Genomic DNA, 18,949 nt, shown 5'->3' with positions numbered 1-18,949 from the left:
CCGCCCCGGTCGTGCAGCGGGACGGCTCCCTCGGGAGTGGCCAGTTCGAAGTAGGTGGCGGCGGGCAGCAGGTGCTGGCGGCCGTGCGCGCAGGCCGCGGCCAGCGTGCCGGTCTCCGTGCTGCCGTAACTCGCGTCGTGGGCCTCGGCGTTCCACCACGTGCCCAGCCGTGTACGGAACGGCTCGGTGTTGACCTCGCCGAGCAGCATCAGCCGGTCGACCGACGAGCTCAGGTCGTCCAACTCCCCGCGCTGTGCCAGCAGCCGGGTGAACTGCAGGGCGACACCGGGGGCCACGAAGACCGTGGTGGGGCGGTAGGCCCGCCACATGGCCTCCAGCCGGTCCCAGCCGGAGATGCCGGTGGCGAACGGATAGGCCCGGATGTGGGCGACGTCCAGGTACTCGCAGACCCCGGCGACCAGATCCGCCACCGGAACGATGTCGGACGGCAGCAGGATCACCACGCGCTCGTCCGCTCCGAGCAGCGGACGCCACGCCTCGGCCACCGAGACGGTGTTCCAGATGGTGTCCTCGGCCAGGCGCGGGGTGGGCGTGGGCTGCCCGGTCGTGCCGGTGGTCTCGTAGTACTTCGAGGCGTCGGTGGGGGTGACGGCCGCGTAGCGCATGGGCTGCGCCTTCAGCGACTCACGCGGGGTCACGGGCAGGTCCCTGAATCGGTCGGGGGAGAACTCCCCGATATCGTCCCGGCCCTCACCAGGGCCGTAGGCCCTTGTTCCGCGCGCGCGTCGCCAGGCTTCGGAGAGTTTCCTCGCGTAGAAGTCCTCGGTCGGGATGCGGCCTTGATTCTCCCGAATCTCGGCCTGTGCCTCACGAAGTAATGTCTGGCGTTTGTCGGTGTGCAGGATCACACGAACCTCGCTCATTTATCGCTTGTCGCTTGCGCACAGCCGGAGAGGGGAGGGGCTGTGCGTGCTCCCGTGACGTCGGCGTCGACGGGCCGCCCGGCGGGAGTCGGGAGGCCACAGCTCAGGGCTTGGCAGAGGGGCCAGGAACCCGACTCGCAGCGAACGTATAGCACTAAAGGTCGACGGTGCAACCGGCCTCGGGGGCCTCAATCGGCCATGTGCGACTGAAAATCGACGGACCTGTTGTCATGTCAACGCGGCTACCGATCGGTACGTTGCCCGAGTCGGTTTTCCGGCTTAGCCTCTATGGCGCCGGTGTGAATCCGGAGTCTTTTCGAAGTCGCGGTTAAATGATCTCAAACAGCGGGTTTCGCGCTCATTGAAGCGCCTGCCGCACGCCGTTTTCCACGGCCGTCCGCGACCCTCATCCGAATCCGTGAGCACGCATTTTCACTCCCTCACTTGGAGCTTTCTCATGTGCGGAATCGCAGGCTGGGCCGACGTCGGAGGCGACCTGACGCGGGAGGTGGACAGCGTCGAGCCGATGGTGCGGACCATGGCCTGCCGCGGGCCGGACGCCGCCGGGATCCACGTCGGCGCGCACGCCGTCCTCGGACATCGCCGACTGGCCATCATCGACATCGAGGGCGGCAGGCAGCCCATGGCCGCGTCCGCGGAGCCGGACCGGCCCGCCGGTGAGAAGCCGGCCGTGGTGCTCAGCTACAGCGGCGAGGTGTACAACTTCCGCGAACTCCGGGAGGAGCTCCGTGGGTTCGGTCACACCTTCCGCACCCGCTCGGACACCGAAGTCGTCCTGCGCGCCTACCTCCAGTGGGGTCAGGACTTCGTCAGGCGCCTCAACGGCATGTTCGCCTTCGCCCTGTGGGACGAGCGGGATCGGCGCCTTCTCCTGGTACGTGACCGGCTCGGCATCAAGCCCCTGTACGTCGGACGGCTCGCCGGCGGCGTCCTGTTCGGCTCCGAACCCAAGGCGATCCTCGCCCACCCGCGCTTCCGGGCCCGGCTCGACAGCCAGGGACTCGCCGACCTCCTCGGCCTGATGAAGTCACCGGGCGTCACCCCCTACCGCGACATCGAGGAGGTGCCGCCGGGGTGCGTGGCCGCCTACGACGCCGACGGGCTGCGCGTCGAGCGGTACTGGAGCCTGGAACGGCAGCCCCACGAGGACGACGCCGGCACCACCGCCGACACCGTGCGGGCCCTGCTGGAGGACACGGTCTCCCGCCAGATGGTCACCGACGTGCCGCTGTGCACCCTGCTCTCCGGAGGCCTGGACTCCACCGTCCTCACCGCACTCGCCGCCCGGGTGCAGGCCGACGCCGGGGAGCCTCCCGTGCGGTCCTTCGCGGTGGACTTCACCGGCAGCGAGGCCGACTTCCGGGCCAGCGACTTCCGGCCGGAGCGCGACTCCCCCTACGCCCTCGAAGCCGCACGGCACATCGGCACCGACCACCGGCTCATCGAGCTGTCCGCCGACGAGCTCACCCGAGACGTCAACCGCGACGCAGTCCTGCGCGCCCATGATCTGCCCTACACCTTCGGTGACGTGGACACCTCGCTGCACCTGCTCTTCCGCGGGATACGCGAGCACTCCACGGTCGCCCTGTCCGGCGAGTCGGCCGACGAGGTCTTCGGCGGCTACGCCTGGTTCCACGACCCCGCCGTCATCCGGGCGGCGGCGTTCCCCTGGCTCAGCCGGATGCAGCTCATCACTCCCGAGCTGCTCTCCCCGGCCTTCCGCACGGCCACCCGCTTCGAGCAGTACCGCGCCGACCGCTACCAGGAGGCCCTCGCCGAGGTCCGGCACCTGCCCGGCGACTCCCCGTCGGAACGCCGCATGCGCGAGATCAGCCACCTGCACCTCACCCGCTGGCTGCCCGCCCTGCTCGACCGCAAGGACCGGCTCAGCATGGCCGCCGGCCTGGAGGTCCGCGTGCCCTTCTGCGACCACCGGCTGGTCGAGTACGTGCACAACACGCCCTGGGACCTCAAGACACCCGACGGCGACCCCAAGGGTCTCCTCAAGCGGGCCACCCGCGACATCGTGCCGAGGTCCGTGCTGGAACGGCGGAAGAGCCCCTACCCGACCACCGCCGACCAGCTCTACGAGAAGGACCTGCGCACCCGGACCCAGGCACTGCTCGCCGACCGCTCCTCACCCGCCTTCGACGTGGTCGACATCACCGAGCTGACCCGGCTGCTCGACCTCCCGCAGGGCCACTTCCACACCCAACTGCACCGCAACGGCCTGGAGACCGCCCTGTACCTCGACCGGTGGATGCGGGAGTACGACATCGCCCCGGAGTGACCCGATCCACCCGCGATCACGGACAATTCCGGTGATTCGGCACCGGTTGTGAGTGGTGTGCCGAGGTTCGTGGTGGACCAGGTGCCCGCACGCGTTAGCGTGGTGGGTGCTGACAGCGGGCCACTCCGGCCCGCCCGGATCGTGGAGCGGTAACAGGGGGAGACATGCAGGTCGGAGCAGGGTCTTGAGACTGCTGCACACGTCCGACTGGCATCTCGGCCGGTCGTTCCACCGGGTGAACATGCTCGGCGCCCAGGCCGAGTTCATCGGCCACCTCGTCACGACCGTGCGGGAGCGGGCCGTGGACGCGGTGGTCGTCTCGGGCGACGTGTACGACCGGGCGGTGCCACCGCTCGCCGCGGTCGAGCTGTTCGACGACGCCCTGCACCGGCTCGCCGCCCTGGGCGTGCCCACGGTGATGATCTCCGGGAACCACGACTCGGCCCGCCGGCTGGGGGTCGGAGCGGGCCTGATCGGGCGGGCCGGGATCCACCTGCGGACCGAGCCCTCGGCGGCGGGCACCCCGGTGGTCCTGGCCGACGCCCGGGGAGACGTCGCCTTCTACGGGCTGCCGTACCTCGAACCGGCGCTGGTGAAGGACGAGTTCGGCGTGGAGAAGGCGGGGCACGAGGCCGTGCTGGCCGCCGCCATGGACCGGGTCCGCGCCGACCTCGCCACGCGCACGCCCGGCACCCGCTCCGTCGTCCTCGCGCACGCCTTCGTCACCGGCGGCGAACCCAGCGACAGCGAACGGGACATCACCGTCGGCGGCGTGGCGGCGGTGCCCGCCGGCGTGTTCGACGGTGTCGACTACGTGGCGCTCGGGCATCTGCACGGGTGCCAGACCCTCACCGACCGCGTCCGCTACTCCGGCTCCCCGCTGCCCTACTCCTTCTCCGAGGCCACCCACCGCAAGAGCATGTGGCTCGTCGACCTGGCCGCCGACGGCACCGTCGACGCCGAGCGCCTCGACTGCCCCGTGCCGCGCCCCCTGGCCCGGATCCGGGGCCCGCTGGAGGACCTGCTCGCCGACCCGGAACTCGCGCGGCACGAGGAGGCCTGGGTCGAGGCGACGCTCACCGACCCGGTCCGCCCGGCCGACCCCATGGCCCGCCTCACCGAGCGCTTCCCGCACACCCTCAGCCTCGTCTTCGACCCCGACCGGGCCGAGGACGACCCCGAGGTGTCCTACGCCCGGCGTCTCGCCGGCCGCACCGACCAGCAGATCGCGGAGGACTTCGTCGCCCACGTGCGCGGCGCCGGACCCGACGCCCGCGAACAGGGCGTGCTGCGGGACGCGTTCGACGCCGTGCGGACCGACGAGACCGTACGGGAGGTGGCCCGGTGAGGCTGCACCGGCTCACGATCACCGCCTTCGGCCCCTTCGGAGGCACCCAGACCGTCGACTTCGACGAACTGTCGGCGGCCGGGCTGTTCCTGCTGCACGGACCGACCGGCGCGGGCAAGACCTCCGTCCTCGACGCCGTGTGCTACGCCCTGTACGGCTCGGTGCCGGGCGCACGGCAGGGCGGCGGACAGGGCGTCACCCTGCGCAGCGACCACGCCGCGCCCGCGACCCGCACCGAGGTCGCCCTCGAACTGACCGTCGCCGGACGCCGGTTGGAGATCACTCGGCAGCCGCCCTGGGAACGCCCCAAGAAACGCGGCACCGGCACGACCCTGGACAAGGCCCAGACCTGGCTCCGCGAGTACGACTCCACAGCCGGCGCCTGGAAGGACCTCAGCCGCTCGCACCAGGAGATCGGCGAGGAGATCACCCAGCTGCTCGGCATGAGCCGGGAACAGTTCTGCCAGGTCGTCCTGCTGCCGCAGGGCGACTTCGCACGGTTCCTGCGCGCCGACGCCGAGGCCCGCGGCAAACTGCTCGGCCGGCTGTTCGACACCCGCCGCTTCGCCGACGTCGAGAAGCGCCTCGCCGAGCGCCGCCGGGCCACCGAGGCCCGGGTACGGGACGGGGACGCCGAACTGCTGGCCGACGCCCACCGCATGCAGCAGGCCGCGGGCGACGCCATGGAGCTGCCGGAGCTGGCCCCGGGCGAACCCGGACTGGCCGAGGCGGTCCTGGGTGCGGCGGCCGTCGCCCGCAGCACCGCCCGCGAGCAGCTCACCGTCGCCGAGCGCACCCTCACCGCCGCCGAGTCCGCCCAGGCCGCCGCCGACCGCGCCCTCGACGACGTACGCGAACTCGCCCGGCTCCAGGGGCGGCACGCGCAGGCGCGGGAACGCGCGGCGCGCCTGGAGGAGGGCGCCGAGGCGTACCGGGAGGCACAGGCGCGCATGGAGCGCTCCCGCAAGGCCGAGGCGGTCGCGCCCGCACTCGACCTGCGGGAGTCGGCCGAGGCCGAACACCGGCGGGCAGCAGCCGCCGAGACACGCGCGCGTGCCCTGCTGCCCGAGAGCTTCGCCGACGCGGGCGTGGCCGGACTCGCCACCGCCGCCCGCCGCACCGCCGAGGAACTGGGCGGACTGGACTCGGCCCGCCGCGCCGAATGGCGACTCGCCGAACTCCTCGACGAGCGCACCGGCCTGGACCGCCAGGAGCGCGCCGACGCGGACGTCCTCCAGGAGGCGGAGGCCTGGCTCGACGGCTGGGAGGAGACCCGCACCGCCCTGCAGGACCGCGTCGACTCCGCGCAGCGGGCCGCCGCCCTCGCCGAACAGCTCGCCGAACGGCGTGAGCCCGCGCGGCAGCGGCTGAAGGCGGCCCGGCAGCGTGACCGGCTCGCCGAGGACACGGACCAGGCCGCCGACCGGGTCCGCGAGGCGCGGGACCGGACACTGCGCGCCAAGCAGCACTGGCTCGACCTCAAGGAACAGCGCCTGACCGGCATCGCCGCCGAACTCGCCGCGAACCTCGCCACCGGCGAGCCCTGCGCCGTCTGCGGCGCCACCGAACACCCGGCCCCCGCCCGCAAGGTCGCCGGACACGTCGACCGCGAGGCGGAGGAAGACGCCCTGGCCGCCTACCAGCGCGCCGACGAACAGCGCGCCGAGGACGAGCGGCGGCTGGGTGTCGCCCGGGAGGCGCTCGCCGCCGCCACCGCCGAGGCCGGTGACACCCCCACCGACCGCCTCGCCCAGGAGGCGGCCGAGTTGGAGCAGCGGTACACGCGGGCCCGCGACGGCGCCGCCGGACTGCACTTCGCGCAGGAGCGGCTGCGGCAGGCCGGGCACGAGCACGAACAGCGCGTCGCCGCCCGGCAGGAGGCCGCGGTGCGGACCGCCGCACGGGTGGGCCGCCGGGAGCGGCTGGAGCGCGAACGCGCCGCCCTGGAGGAGGAACTGGACCTGGCGCGAGGCACCCTGGACAGCGTCGCCGCACGGGCCGCACAGCTGGAGCGCCGCGCCGCGCTGCTCACCGACGCCGCCGACACCGCCCGCGCCGCCGCCGACACCGCACAGCGGCTCAAGGACGCCGACGCCCGGCTCGCCGACGCCGCCTTCCGTGCCGGCTTCGACACCCCCCAGGACGCGGCCGCCGCCCTCCTCGACCACGAGACCCACCGCGAACTGCAACGCCGCCTGGACGCCTGGCAGCACGAGGAGGCCGCCGTCCGGGCCGTCCTCGCCGAGGCCGACACCACGGCCGCCGCCGGGCGGCATCCCGCCGATGTCGTCTCGGCGCAGCAGGCCGCCGACGAGGCGGCCCTCCGCCTGCGCGGCGCCGCCTCCGCACACGACGCCGCCCGGCGTCGGTGCGCCGAACTCGACCGCCTGTCCGCCAGGGCGACCGCCTCCGTGCGCCGGCTGGCGCCGCTGCGCGAGGAGTACGACCGGGCCGCCCCGTATGGCCCGGCCTCACCGCCGGCACATCGACCGACAACGAACGCCGGATGCGGCTGGAGTCGTACGTGCTCGCGGCCCGGCTGGAACAGGTCGCCGCGGCGGCGACCCGTACGGCTGCGGCGCATGTCGTCCGGCCGCTACACCCTCGTCCACTCCGACGACCGCACCGGACGCGGCCGCAGCGGACTCGGACTGCACGTCGTCGACGCCTGGACGGGCCGCGAGCGGGACACGGCGACGCTGTCGGGCGGCGAGACGTTCTTCGCCTCCCTCGCCCTCGCCCTCGGACTCGCTGATGTCGTCACGGACGAGGCGGGCGGGGTGCGGCTGGACACCCTCTTCATCGACGAGGGTTTCGGCAGCCTCGACGACCAGACGCTCGACGAGGTCCTCGACGTCCTGGACTCCCTGCGCGAACGCGACCGCAGCGTCGGCATCGTCAGCCATGTGGCCGACCTGCGGCGGCGCATCCACGCGCAACTGGAGGTCGTCAAGGGCAGGTCGGGATCGGTGCTGCGGCAGCGCGGCACGTGAGGATTGTCGGAAGGTCCTAACCCGCTACGTGATGTGGCGAGCTGGCCTTGTAGGTTCTTGCCCCATGGTGCGATACGCGGAGCCGGGCGCGGTGGAGTGGGTCGAGTCGGGCGGCGGGCCGCTGATAGCGGTACCCGAGACGGTCCTGCCGTTCTGGGCGGGCGCCGACGGTGAGGAGACGGCGTCGGACTACGACCGGGCCTGCGAGGTGGACGGACACGTCGGACTGCTGCCGGTCGGCGACTGCACGGCGCTGGTGCTCGGCGGCGAGCCCGCATCCACCGCCTACCTGCCTGACCAGGGTGTCTTCGTCCGGTGGTGCGCGGGCGACTCCGAGGCCGAACTGCTGGCGAGCGTCCCACCGGCCGTCGCCGCCGCGGAGTGGGAGCCGGAGGTGCACTGGGACGTGCCGGGCACGGTCCTCCTGTTCGACGCCGCGTGGCCCGGCACGGACCCGTCGGCATCCGACCACGTACGAGTCCGCTTGGAGCCGGGCAGATACGCGGTGCGCGCGGCAAGGGTCCAGCCCGGCCCCGAGACCTGGCTGGACCTCGTCCAACTCCGCCTCGTGTCCCCCCGGTAGCCGCCACGCCTCAGCGACGCCGGCGGCTTCCGGCGGTGGTCCCCTCCTACAGCTGCGACAGTTCGTCCACCAGGTCGTCCAGGCCCAGCGAGCCCTGCGACAGGGCGGCCATGTGCCATGCCTTCGGGTCGAAGGCGGCACCGTGACGTGCGCGGGCCTGCTCACGGCCCAGCAGCCAGGCCCGCTCGCCGAGCTTGTAGCCGATGGCCTGGCCCGGCATGGACAGGTAGCGGGTCAGCTCGCTCTCCACGAAGTCCGCGGGACGGCTGCTGTGCGAGCCGAAGAACTCCTGCGCCAGCTCGGGCGTCCACCGCTCGCCGGGGTGGAAGGGCGAGTCGTCGGGGATCGTCAGCTCCAGGTGCATGCCGATGTCGATGATGACGCGGACGGCCCGCATCATCTGCGCGTCCAGGTAGCCCAGCCGGCGCTCCGCGTCGGTCAGGAAGCCCAGTTCGTCCATCAGCCGCTCCGCGTACAGCGCCCACCCCTCGGCGTTGGCGCTCACCATGCCGACACCGGCCTGGTAGCGGGAGAGGTCCTGCGCCACGTGCTTCCACTGGGCCAGCTGGAGGTGGTGGCCGGGCACGCCCTCGTGGTACCAGGTGGAGACCAGGTCGTAGACCGGGAAACGTGTCTTGCCCATGGTGGGCAGCCAGGTGCAGCCCGGCCGCGAGAAGTCGTCCGACGGCTCCGTGTAGTACGGGGCCGCGGCGCTGCCCGGCGGGGCGATGCGCGACTCGACCCGGCGGACCCGCTCGGCCAGGTCGAAGTGGGTGCCGTCGAGCGCCTCGATCGCCTCGTCCATCAGCGACTGGAGCCACTCCCGCACCTCGTCGACGCCCTCGATGTGCGTGCCGTGCTCGTCCAGGTGCGCCAGCGCCACCCATGGCGTGGCCGCGCCGGGCAGGATCTTCTCGGCCTCCGCCTTCATCTCGCCGAGGAGGCGGTGGTACTCGGACCAGCCGTACGCGTACGCCTCGTCCAGGTCGAGGTCGGTGCCGTTGAAGTAGCGCACCCAGCGCGCGTACCGCTCCCGGCCCACCACGTCCGGGGCGCCCTCGACCGCCGGCGCGTACACGTCCCGCATCCAGTCCCGCAGCCGTACGACGGCCTCGGTGGCCTGGCGGGCCGCGGTGTCCAGCTCGGACCGCAGCGCGTCGGGGCCGGTGGCCGCGAAGGTCTCGAACCAGCCGAGCCCCTGGCCGTCGGTGTCCGCCCACTCGCCGAGCTGCCGCACGAACGTGGCCGTGGCACGCGGCCCGCCGTACAGCTTCCGTTCCAGGCCGAGGGCCAGGGACTCACGGTAGCCCTCCAGGGCGGTGGGGACCGCGCGCAGCCGCTCGGCGATCGCGGCCCAGTCCTCCTCCGTCTGCGCCGGCGTCACGGTGAACACCTGCCGCACCGCATGGGCGATCGAGCTCAGGTTGCTCACGGAACGCAGGCTCTCGTCGGCCTCGTGCACCGCGAGTTCGGCGGTGAGCCGCTCGCGCAGCAGCCGCGCGCAACGGCGTTCGACGTCACTGTCCGCGCCGGGCCGCCGCTCCGCCTCGTCCAGCCGCGCCAGCGTGCGGCGCGCCAGCTCGGCGACCGCCTCCTGGCCCGCGGGTGAGGTGTCGGGCAGCCTGCTCGAACTCTCCTTCACGCCGAGGAACGTGCCGGTGATCGGGTCGAGGGCGACGAGCTCGTCGACGTACGTGTCGGCGACCTCTCGGGGCAGCGGGCTCTTGATCTCAGACATGCCGACCATCCTGGTACGCGGGGCAGCGCGCGTCATCCGGATTGAGCCGAGGGCGTAGGCGGCAGCAGCGGACCGCACTCCCACTGCTGGAAGATCAGCCGGGTCTCCACCCGGGCGACCTCCCGGTGCGCGGTGAACTCGTCCAGCACGAGCCGCTGAAGGTCGGCCATGTCGGCGACCGCGACATGCACGAGATAGTCGTCCGGCCCGGTCAGATGGAAGACGGTCCGCGACTCCGGCAGGGCCCGGATCCGCTCCACGAACGGCCCGACCAGCTCCCGCCGGTGCGGCCGGACCTGCACCGACAGCAGCGCCTCCAGCCCGCGCCCCAGCTTGGCCGGATCCAGCTCCAGACGGTGGCCGAGGATCACGCCCGAGCGGCGCAGCCGGGCCACCCGGTCCAGGCACGTCGACGGCGCCACACCGACCTGTGCGGCGAGGTCCCGGTACGTCGTCCGGGCGTCGTTCTGCAGCAGCCGCAGCAGGTGGAGGTCCACCGGATCCAGTACGACGGTTTCAGCCATAGGCCGAACGTAACACGGGGTTTCCCGTCGAAGACCCGCTCGGTGTTCACCCTTCCGTCATGGACACAGCGAGCATGGGCGCCCACGGCGACATACGTACCGCACCACGAGCACTCGCGACCGAGGCCGTGCACGCCGGGCGGGACGACCTCGCCCGACAGGGGCTGCACGCCCCGCCGATCGACCTGTCCACCACCTACCCGTCGTACGACAGCCGTGGCGAGGCCGCCCGTATCGACGCCTTCGCCGCCACCGGCGCGGAGCCGGACGGCCCGCCCGTGTACGGGCGGCTGGGCAATCCGACCGTCGCCCGCTTCGAGACCGCGCTGGCCCGCCTGGAGGGCACCGAGGCGGCGGTCGCGTTCGCCAGCGGTATGGCGGCGCTGACCGCGGTGCTTCTCGTGCGGGCCTCGATGGGATTGCGCCACGTCGTCGCCGTGCGGCCGCTCTACGGGTGCAGCGACCACCTGCTGACCGCCGGACTTTTGGGTTCGGAGGTGACCTGGACCGACCCGGCCGGGATCACCGACGCGCTGCGCCCGGACACCGGCCTGGTGATGGTGGAGTCCCCGGCGAATCCGACCCTCGCCGAAGTCGACCTGCGGGCGGTGGCGCATGCCTGCGGTTCGGTCCCGCTGCTCGTGGACAACACCTTCGCGACACCCGTCCTCCAGCGCCCCGCCGAACAGGGCGCCCGGCTGGTGCTGCACAGCGCCACCAAGTACCTCGGCGGGCACGGGGACGTGCTGGCGGGTGTCGTGGCCTGCGACGAGGAGTTCGCGGGACGGCTGCGGCAGGTGCGGTTCGCCACGGGCGGCGTGCTGCACCCGCTGGCCGGCTACCTCCTGCTGCGCGGCCTGTCCACCCTCCCCGTCCGGGTCCGCGCGGCCTCCGCCACCGCCGCCGAACTCGCCCGCCGCCTCACCGCCGACCCGCGTACGGTCCGTGTGCACTACCCGCGCATCGGCGGCGCGATGGTGTCCTTCGAGGTGCACGGCGACCCGCACGAGGTCATCGCCGGAGTCCGCCTGATCACCCCCGCTGTCAGCCTCGGCAGCGTCGACACCCTCATCCAGCACCCGGCGTCCATCAGCCACCGCATCGTGGACACGGAGGACCGCAGGGACGCCGGGGTGAGCGACCGACTGTTGCGCATGTCGGTCGGCCTGGAGGACGTGGAGGACCTGTGGTCGGACCTGGACGCGGCGTTGGGACAACGCCCCTCCAGGGGCGCGGGGAACCGCGCGAACGACCACACCGAACCCGCACCCGCACGCTGACCAGGGCGCCTACGGCGCTGAGGCGTTCCCCAGACTGGCCGCCTGCTCGGCGGCAGCGTCACCGAGTCGTGCGGTGATCACCAGCGTCCCCTCCTCGACCTGGTAGTCGAGAGGAAGCTCCAGCCCCCGCATCGCCGCGACCATCCCGGTGTTGGACGCCTGCGTCACGGCGTACACACTCGAGCACCCCGCCTCGCCGGCCATCCCCACCAGCCTGCGGAGCAACTCCGCCCCCACACCCCGCCGCTGCCAGGCGTCCTCGACGATCAGCGCGACCTCCGTCTCGTCCCCGTCCCACAGCAGATGACCGAGACCGACGAGGCGCCCGGAAGCCGTCTGCACGGCGAGCGTGCGGCCGTAGCGGGGACTCAGGAGGTGGTTCAGGTAGCGACCGGCGTCACCGACCGGCCCGTGGTAGCGAAGCTTCAGCGTGCGATCCGAGCACCGCTCGTGCATCGCCCGCGCGGCCTCCAGATCACGCGTGTCGGCCCGCCGCACGGTGATGTCGCGCCCCTCGGCGAGGGTGAGCACGTCCCGGCCGTGCGGAACGCGCGGACCGAGCCGGGCGTCCAGTTCCACCAGGGCCCTGGCCCGGGCGAACTCGGTCGGCGTGAACGGCAGGTACGGCCGCTCCACGGTGATCACTCCGCCTTCCGGGCCGCGCAGGCGCATCACCGTCTCGTCGAGGGCTCCCTCCACGGGCACCCCGTCGGGCGCCCGGCCGCCGCCGGCCTGCGCGGGCAGCGAGCGGATCGTGCACCGGCCCAGCAACTGGCGCAACGCCAGGGGCAGTTCCGCGGCGTCCACGGCGGTGCGGGCGGCGAGCCCCAGGACCCGGGTCGGCGCGTCCACCAGGTCGTGGGCGTCGGCCCGTTCGATCCAGGTGTCGGTGCCGCCGGCCGTCCGGACCGCCGTGGCGATCCCGGACGCCGGGAGCTCGCCAGGGGCACGCAGCAGGAACTCGTCCACCGTGCCCGCGGCCAGCGGATGCGTCTGCAGGCTCAGGATGTCGACCCGGTGCTCGGCGAGGGCCGTGCACAGAACCGCCAGGGACCCCGGCTCGTCCTTCACCGTCGTCCGCATTCGCCACAGCGTGCTCGCCCCCGGCACCTGCTCCGGTGCCGAGGACCCGGTATCACCCGTCGGCGGCGCGTGTTCGTGGCGTCGTGTTCGCCAGGCGTGGACCGCGCCCGTGACCCGCTGCCACGGGGTGGCGGGGCGGCAGTCGTTCAGGTCCGACACTTCAGTCACTTTTCGCGTCATGCACCCACTGTGACCGAACGGTGTTGCGTGATCACAAACGCCCTGTGACTGGCGGGTAAAAGAGTTGGCTTGCCCTCCTTATCGATCCTTCAAACGTTGTGCTCCGTACCGTACTTCGTCCCTCACTGGCCGACCAGGCCCGGCTGGAGCACCTTCGTGAACAGCACGGTGCCGTCCTGTTCCCGCAGACGGACCGTCAGCTCGCCGCTGCCGCCGTCGATGGCCACCTCGCCGAAGAACTGGTAGCCACCGGCGGGCGAGACGTTCGCGGTGGTCGGCGCCTTCACGAACACCCGGTCCGGGCCGAAGGTGCCGTCGAGCGCGTTCGCCGGGAAGGCGCCGGCGTTCAGGGGACCCGACACGAACTCCCAGAACGGCTCGAAGTCGGTGAAGGCGGCCCGCGACGGCTGGTAGTGCTGCGCCGAGGTGTGGTGCACATCGGCCGTCAGCCACACCGTGCCCGTGATGCGCTGGTGCTTGACGAACCGCAGCAATTCGGCGATCTGGAGCTCTCGGCCGAGCGGCTTGCCGGGATCGCCCTGCGCGACGGCCTCGATGTTCGGCTTGCCGTCACCGGTGTCCGGGACGACCAGGCCGATCGGCATGTCGGAGGCGATCACCTTCCACACCGCCCGGGAGCGGGCCAGCTCGCGCTTGAGCCACTCCAGCTGCTCGCGTCCGAGGATGCCCTGCGGGTCGGTGGGCTGGTCGTCCGGCGAGTTGGCGTTGCGGTAGGTGCGCATGTCCAGGACGAAGACGTCCAGCAGCGGGCCGTGGTGCTGGACCCGGTAGACACGGCCGTCGGGGCGGCGCAGCGTGGAGATCGGGAAGTACTCCGAGAACGCCTGACGGGCGCGGGCGGCGAGCACGTCGACGCGCTTCTCGGTGTACCGGGAGTCGGTGAGGATCTCGCCCGGGTACCAGTTGTTGGTGACCTCGTGGTCGTCCCACTGGATGATCGACGGGATCCGGGCGTTGAAGGCGCGCAGGTTCTCGTCCAGCAGGTTGTAGCGGAAGTTGCCGCGGAACTCCGTCAGGGTCTCGGCGACCTTCGACTTCTCCTCGGTGGTGATGTTCCGCCAGGTGCGCCCGTCGGGCAGGGCGACCGTCTCGGTGATCGGGCCGTCGGCGTAGATGTTGTCGCCGCTGCACAGGAAGAAGTCCGGGTCGAGTGCGGCCATCGCGTCGTAGATCCGGTAGCCGCCGAACTCCGGGTTGATGCCCCAGCCCTGCCCGGCCAGGTCGCCGGACCAGACGAACCGTACGCCGTCGCCGCGCTTGGCGGACGCCGTGCGGAAGGTTCCGGTGACCGGTTCGCCGGTGCGGCGGGGGTCGTCCGGGTCGGCGAGCAGCACCCGGTAGTGGATCTGCTCGCCGGGCGGCAGGCCACGCAGCCGGGTGGTGCCGGTGAAGTCCGTGCCCGAGCCCAGCAGCGGGCCCTGCCATCTGCGCGGATTGCGGAACGACTCGGTCGCCGACGTCTCGACGATCATCCGGGCGGGACGGTCGGACCGCACCCACACCAGCCCGGAGTCGGAGGTCACGTCGCCCGCCTGGACGCCCCACCCCGCCTTCGGGCGCCCCGACCGTGCGAAGGCCGGTGCCGCGCCGAGCGCGGTGGGCAGGGACAGGGCCGCCGACGCGACGAGCGAGCCACGCAGGACGCTACGGCGCCCGGGGAACGGACGGTGTGACATGGATACGCCTCCAGGGACGGGATCCGGCCAGGTGTGCACAGCCACAACTACTGGCACGCCGCAGCGCACACGCGAACCCCAAGTGAACAACTGACCGCGGGGGGAGGGGAACCGGCAAAAGCGCGCGAGCCCGGGGGAGTCACCCCGTGGCGGCCTCCGCCATCAGGCGTATGCCCTCGTGGATCCGGGCGGGCGGCACATGGGCGTAGCCCAGGACCAGCCGCGTCTTCTTCCCGTCCGCGGTCCCGGCTCGCGTGTGGGCGTAGGCCGACAGGGGGCGTACCGCCACTCCGGCCGTTGTCACGTGCTCCAGGAAACGCTCCTCGGGGCCGTACCGCTCGGGGAGGGTGGCGATCACGTGCAGGCCCGCGGCGATCCCGGAGACCTCGGAGCCGGGGAAGTGCTCGGTGAGGGCCGTGGTGAGGGCGTCCCGGCGGTCGCGGTAGGCGCGCTGGCAGCGGCGCAGCTGGCGGTCGTAGTCACCGCGCTCCAGGAAGCAGGCGAACAGGGCCTGGTCGAGGGCCGGGTGCCCGAGATCCATGGTGCGCTTGCGTTCGATGATCTCCTCCGCCCACGACTCGGGCACCAGCAGCCAGCCCAGCCGCAGTCCCGGGGCGAGGGACTTGCTGACCGAGCCGGTGTAGGCGACGTGGTCCGGGTCGAGGCCCTGGAGCGCGCCGACCGGGGCACGGTCGTAGCGGAAGTCGCCGTCGTAGTCGTCCTCCAGGACGATGCCGTCCACGTCCCGCGCCCAGTCGAGCAGGTCCGCACGGCGCCGCGCCGAGTAGGCGATCCCGGTGGGGAACTGATGCGCCGGTGTCGTCACCACGGCGCGGACGCCCGACGCCCGCAGCGGCTCCAGGGTGATGCCCTCGCCGTCCACGGGCAGGGGTACGACGGTGACGCCGGCCGAGGCGTACAGCGCGTCGTGCTGGGGACTGCCCGGGTCCTCCACACCGACCGTGCGCACACCGCGCGCGTGCAGCGCGAATCCGAGCAGCGTCGTCGCCTGGGCCACCCCCGAGACGACGACGATCCGCTCCGGGTCGGCCACCACGCCCCGCCGCCGGGCGAGCAGTTCGGCCAGCGCGGTGCGCAGCCGGGGCAGCCCGCGCGGATCGGGATAGCCCAGCTCCTGGTGCGGCAGCTCCGCCAGCACACCGCGCTGCGCTGCCGCCCACGCCGAGCGCGGGAACAGTGACAGGTCCGGCGTCCCGGGTACGAAGTCCGCCCGGGCACCGGGCAGGCGCGGAGCGAGGTCCCGCGCCCGAGGCCGGGCGGACCGCACCGCCGCGCCGACCCACGTCCCGGCGCCCTGGCCGCTGCGCAGATAGCCCTCCGCCGTCAGCTGCTCGTACGCCTGGGTGACGAGCCCGCGCGAGACCCCCAGGTCCGCCGCGAGATCCCGGCTCGACGGCAACCGCGTGCCCGGCGCCAGCCTGCCCGAACGCACCGCCTCGCGCAGGGCCGTCTGCAGCGCCCGGCCACGGGTGCGTGCCGGTGCCGAGACGGCGGGGAGCAGCAGTTCCCAGGCGGCGGACGCGGGAGCGTTGCGGTTCATGCCGTCAGTCTGCCCGACGGGCGGGGCGTTCCCCGAGCAGGTTCGAGGGGCACGACCGTGTCCGGTCAGCGGCTGCCGTCGAGGACGACCCGGGCGACGAGGGCCGGGTCGTCGTTCATCGGGACGTGGCCGCAGCCGGGCAGCCGCACCAGCCGGGCACGGGGAATGACGCCCTTGGCCCGCACGCCCTGGCGGGGGATGAGCAGCCGGTCCCGGTTGCCCCACGCCACGGTGACCGGCGTGCCGACGATGTCCTCGGTGAACTGCACGGTCCTGCCCGAACGCAGGGTCTCGGAGAAGCCCTGGGCCCGGGCCAGCGCGAGGGTCTCGGCGATCACGGCCTCGGGCGAACGGCGGCCCGGGCGGGCGTAGATGGTGCTCGTCAGCAGGGTGCGGCCGATCGCCGGGCGGGCCAGCCGTTCGACCACGGGCAGCGGCATGCGCCGGGCGATCTGCCGCATCGCCGTCAGCACCGCGAACGCGTAGCGGCGCTCGGCCTCGTTCCAGAACCCGGCGGGCGACAGGGCGGTGACGGAGCGGACGAGCCGGGCCCGGGCGAGCTCCAGGGCCAGCAGGCCGCCCAGCGAGTTGCCCGCCACGTGCGGCCGTTCGATCGCCAGCGCCTCGCACAGTGCCGCGAGGACGGTGTTCATCGTCGGCAGGTCGTGCGCCATGCCGTCCGGAAGCGCCGGCGACTCGCCGCATCCGGGCAGGTCCACGGCGATCACGTCCCGCTCGGCCGCCAGCGCCGGGATGACCGGGTCCCACACCTGCCGGTGGTGGCCGATGCCGTGCAGCAGGAGCAGCGGTTCGCCGCTGCCCTCGCGCGTGTAGGACAGGGTCACGTTCTGCTCGCCTCGCGCGGAGGCGACCTTGAAGGAGACGGTGGCGGGCATGGAGGTGCTCCTCGGCTGGACTCGCTGACGGACGCTGTAGACAGCTTGTCAGCAATTACTACCGGCGGGTAGCCCCGAGTCGCGACCACCTTCCCGGCGCCCGCCCGGCTCAACGCGCCCGGCGCAGCTCCAGGTTGAAGTCCGCGTGCCCGAACTTCTGCATCAGGCCCATCCACAGCGGCAGCCACATCTCGACGGCGCGCGCCGCCCGGATGCCCCCGAGATCGAGCACCCGGTCGGCCGGCCAGCCGAACTCCCCGAGCAGGGCCGTCACCTGTTCCTTGGCGCGCGCGTCCTCCCCGCAGACGAACACGTTGTGCTCGCCCGGCACCCGCCCGGGGTCGACCATCACCTGGCAGTTGACGGTGTTGAGCGTCTTCACCACGCGCGCGTTCGGAAAGGCCCGCTGGATCTGCTCGCCCACGCTGTCCGACTCCACGGGGGACAGCCGCAGCTCGCCCTCCTCGAACGCCAGCGGGTTGGAGACGTCCACGAGGACCTTCCCGTCGAGGTCCTCCGGCCTCACCGCCTCCAGTGCCGCGAGCGCAACTCGCCCGCCGACCGCGTTCACCACGACCTCGCCGAACGCCGCCGCCTCCGCGAACGTCCCCGCGCTCGCCCCGGCGCCCGCGGCGGCGGCCCACTCCACGGCGGCCGGATTGTCCGCCGTCCGCGAGCCGAGCCGCACCTCGTGCCCCAGCTCCACCAGCCGGCCACCGAGCGTGCGCCCGACCTGCCCCGTGCCCAGAACCGCGTACCGCATCGCCACCTCCTGTGCTGTGCCGCCGATCACCGGCGTCCTGCCGGCCATTCTGTCCGGCAACGGGCGATTCCGCCTGGACAGGGCCGCACCCGTGGGCTGGGATGGAGTCCGTGACCACCGAGACCGCGACCGACGTCTTCGAAGCGCACCGCCCCGTCCTGACGGGCGTCGCCTACCGCATGCTCGGCCGTGTGGCCGACGCGGAGGACGTGGTCCAGGAAGCCTGGCTGCGCTGGTCGGGCGGGGACCGCCGTGATGTGCGCGAACCCCGCGGCTACCTCGTCCGGATCACCACCCGTCTCGCCATCGACCGGCTGCGCCAGATCAAGGCGCGCGGGGAGACGTACGTGGGCCCCTGGCTGCCCGAGCCGTACGTCACCGACTTCGGCGACACCGTGCCGGACACCGCCGAACGGGCCGTGCTCGCCGACTCCGTCTCGCTCGCCGTCCTCGTCGTGCTGGAGTCGCTGTCGCCGCTGGAGCGGGCGGTGTTCGTGCTCCGCGAGGCGTTCGGCTTCCCGTACGCCGACATCGCCGCCATGCTCGACCGCGGCGAGGCGGCGGTACGCCAGCTGGCCGGGCGGGCCCGCAAACACGTCGAGGAGCGCCGGCCGCGCTACGAGGTCGACCCCGCCCAGCGCCGGGACCTCACCGAACGGTTCCTCGCCGCCGCGACGGACGGCGACCTCGAAGGGCTGATGGAACTGCTCGCCCCCGACGTCCGTCTCGTCGGCGACAGCGGCGGCAAGTCGCGGGCGCCGCTGCGGGTGCTGCGGAGCGCCGACAAGGTGGGCCGTTGCCTCGTCGGTGCCGCGCGGAAGGGCGTCCCGGATCACTCCTTGCGCTTCCTGGAACTCAACGGCGGCCCGGCCGTGCTGGTCCTGTCGGGCGACAGGCCCGACAGTGTCTTCCAGCTCGACATCGCCGACGGCCGCGTCCAGGCCGTCTACATCATCCGCAACCCCGACAAGCTGGGGTCGCTGGCCACCGCGTAGACGGCGCCGCCGCAGCCCGTACGCCACCGTCCTTACCGCGCGGACGAACGCCCCGTGAACGTTCCCGGGCATTGGTCTTGACCAAGGATCAGGGCGGACCTATGGTCGCAGAG

Annotated in this window: 12 protein-coding genes and 2 pseudogenes; 6 read left to right on the top strand and 8 right to left on the bottom strand. The window is 72.8% G+C overall.

What is annotated here, in order from left to right:
* A pseudogene (locus SSQG_RS05675) lies at positions 1 to 659 on the bottom strand (phenylacetate--CoA ligase family protein); the annotation flags it as partial.
* Between the two features lie 682 nt (positions 660 to 1,341).
* On the opposite strand from SSQG_RS05675, the gene asnB reads away from it, so the two are divergent.
* The 4 genes and pseudogenes from asnB to SSQG_RS05655 all read left to right on the top strand — a co-directional run bounded on the left by asnB (position 1,342) and on the right by SSQG_RS05655 (position 8,119).
* Positions 1,342 to 3,195, top strand: coding sequence for an asparagine synthase (glutamine-hydrolyzing) (gene asnB / locus SSQG_RS05670; RefSeq protein ID WP_003988761.1), 1,854 nt, complete (start codon positions 1,342 to 1,344; stop codon positions 3,193 to 3,195).
* Between the two features lie 184 nt (positions 3,196 to 3,379).
* Entirely contained in the window at positions 3,380 to 4,543 is a 1,164-nt protein-coding gene (locus SSQG_RS05665; RefSeq protein WP_003988760.1) for an exonuclease SbcCD subunit D, read from the top strand.
* A pseudogene (locus tag SSQG_RS05660) lies at positions 4,540 to 7,536 on the top strand (AAA family ATPase). The gene SSQG_RS05665 and the pseudogene SSQG_RS05660 overlap by 4 nt, the downstream one beginning before the upstream one ends.
* Positions 7,537 to 7,600: 64 nt before the next feature.
* Positions 7,601 to 8,119: an immunity 21 family protein gene (locus tag SSQG_RS05655; RefSeq protein ID WP_003988758.1), complete on the top strand. Its 519-nt coding sequence runs from the start codon at positions 7,601 to 7,603 to the stop codon at positions 8,117 to 8,119.
* Positions 8,120 to 8,165: 46 nt separating this feature from the next.
* Here SSQG_RS05655 and SSQG_RS05650 read toward each other — a convergent pair whose 3' ends face one another.
* Positions 8,166 to 9,857 carry a DUF885 domain-containing protein gene (locus SSQG_RS05650; RefSeq protein ID WP_003988757.1) on the bottom strand — a complete coding sequence of 564 codons (1,692 nt, stop codon included), beginning with the start codon at positions 9,855 to 9,857 and terminating at the stop codon, positions 8,166 to 8,168.
* A gap of 32 nt (positions 9,858 to 9,889) precedes the next feature.
* Positions 9,890 to 10,381 (bottom strand): Lrp/AsnC family transcriptional regulator, encoded by a 492-nt coding sequence (locus SSQG_RS05645; protein ID WP_003988756.1) that lies wholly within the window; start codon positions 10,379 to 10,381, stop codon positions 9,890 to 9,892.
* Between the two features lie 59 nt (positions 10,382 to 10,440).
* Between SSQG_RS05645 and SSQG_RS05640 the strand changes: the two genes are divergently transcribed.
* Positions 10,441 to 11,661 carry a trans-sulfuration enzyme family protein gene (locus tag SSQG_RS05640; RefSeq protein WP_003988755.1) on the top strand — a complete coding sequence of 407 codons (1,221 nt, stop codon included), beginning with the start codon at positions 10,441 to 10,443 and terminating at the stop codon, positions 11,659 to 11,661.
* Between the two features lie 9 nt (positions 11,662 to 11,670).
* Here SSQG_RS05640 and SSQG_RS05635 read toward each other — a convergent pair whose 3' ends face one another.
* From SSQG_RS05635 to SSQG_RS05615, 5 genes are all read right to left on the bottom strand, one after another.
* Positions 11,671 to 12,924, bottom strand: coding sequence for a GNAT family N-acetyltransferase (locus SSQG_RS05635; protein WP_003988754.1), 1,254 nt, complete (start codon positions 12,922 to 12,924; stop codon positions 11,671 to 11,673).
* A 122-nt stretch (positions 12,925 to 13,046) separates the two neighbouring features.
* Positions 13,047 to 14,621 (bottom strand): alkaline phosphatase D family protein, encoded by a 1,575-nt coding sequence (locus SSQG_RS05630; RefSeq protein WP_039932007.1) that lies wholly within the window; start codon positions 14,619 to 14,621, stop codon positions 13,047 to 13,049.
* Positions 14,622 to 14,760: 139 nt separating this feature from the next.
* Positions 14,761 to 16,182: a PLP-dependent aminotransferase family protein gene (locus SSQG_RS05625; protein ID WP_003988752.1), complete on the bottom strand. Its 1,422-nt coding sequence runs from the start codon at positions 16,180 to 16,182 to the stop codon at positions 14,761 to 14,763.
* Positions 16,183 to 16,247: 65 nt separating this feature from the next.
* Positions 16,248 to 17,078: an alpha/beta fold hydrolase gene (locus SSQG_RS05620; RefSeq protein ID WP_003988751.1), complete on the bottom strand. Its 831-nt coding sequence runs from the start codon at positions 17,076 to 17,078 to the stop codon at positions 16,248 to 16,250.
* 109 nt (positions 17,079 to 17,187) lie between these two features.
* Positions 17,188 to 17,841, bottom strand: a complete 654-nt coding sequence (locus SSQG_RS05615) for an NADPH-dependent F420 reductase (RefSeq protein ID WP_003988750.1) — start codon at positions 17,839 to 17,841, stop codon at positions 17,188 to 17,190.
* A gap of 110 nt (positions 17,842 to 17,951) precedes the next feature.
* On the opposite strand from SSQG_RS05615, the gene SSQG_RS05610 reads away from it, so the two are divergent.
* Positions 17,952 to 18,836 (top strand): RNA polymerase sigma-70 factor, encoded by an 885-nt coding sequence (locus tag SSQG_RS05610; RefSeq protein ID WP_003988749.1) that lies wholly within the window; start codon positions 17,952 to 17,954, stop codon positions 18,834 to 18,836.
* The last annotated feature ends 113 nt before the right edge of the window (positions 18,837 to 18,949 follow it).

Origin of the sequence: Streptomyces viridochromogenes DSM 40736 (assembly GCF_000158955.1) — a bacterium.
In the GTDB taxonomy this organism is placed as follows: Bacteria; Actinomycetota; Actinomycetes; order Streptomycetales; family Streptomycetaceae; genus Streptomyces; species Streptomyces venetus.
The sequence above is the reverse complement of the archived record's forward strand: the minus strand, read 5'-3'. Positions and strand labels throughout refer to the sequence as shown.

Coding starts and splice junctions, on each gene's coding strand:
- asnB (WP_003988761.1), top strand. CDS start 1,342: ATGTGCGGAATCGCAGGCTGGGCCGACGTCGGAGGCGACCTGACGCGG.
- SSQG_RS05655 (WP_003988758.1), top strand. CDS start 7,601: ATGGTGCGATACGCGGAGCCGGGCGCGGTGGAGTGGGTCGAGTCGGGC.
- SSQG_RS05650 (WP_003988757.1), bottom strand. CDS start 9,857: ATGTCTGAGATCAAGAGCCCGCTGCCCCGAGAGGTCGCCGACACGTAC.
- SSQG_RS05645 (WP_003988756.1), bottom strand. CDS start 10,381: ATGGCTGAAACCGTCGTACTGGATCCGGTGGACCTCCACCTGCTGCGG.
- SSQG_RS05640 (WP_003988755.1), top strand. CDS start 10,441: ATGGACACAGCGAGCATGGGCGCCCACGGCGACATACGTACCGCACCA.
- SSQG_RS05635 (WP_003988754.1), bottom strand. CDS start 12,924: ATGACGCGAAAAGTGACTGAAGTGTCGGACCTGAACGACTGCCGCCCC.
- SSQG_RS05630 (WP_039932007.1), bottom strand. CDS start 14,621: ATGTCACACCGTCCGTTCCCCGGGCGCCGTAGCGTCCTGCGTGGCTCG.
- SSQG_RS05625 (WP_003988752.1), bottom strand. CDS start 16,182: ATGAACCGCAACGCTCCCGCGTCCGCCGCCTGGGAACTGCTGCTCCCC.
- SSQG_RS05620 (WP_003988751.1), bottom strand. CDS start 17,078: ATGCCCGCCACCGTCTCCTTCAAGGTCGCCTCCGCGCGAGGCGAGCAG.
- SSQG_RS05615 (WP_003988750.1), bottom strand. CDS start 17,841: ATGCGGTACGCGGTTCTGGGCACGGGGCAGGTCGGGCGCACGCTCGGT.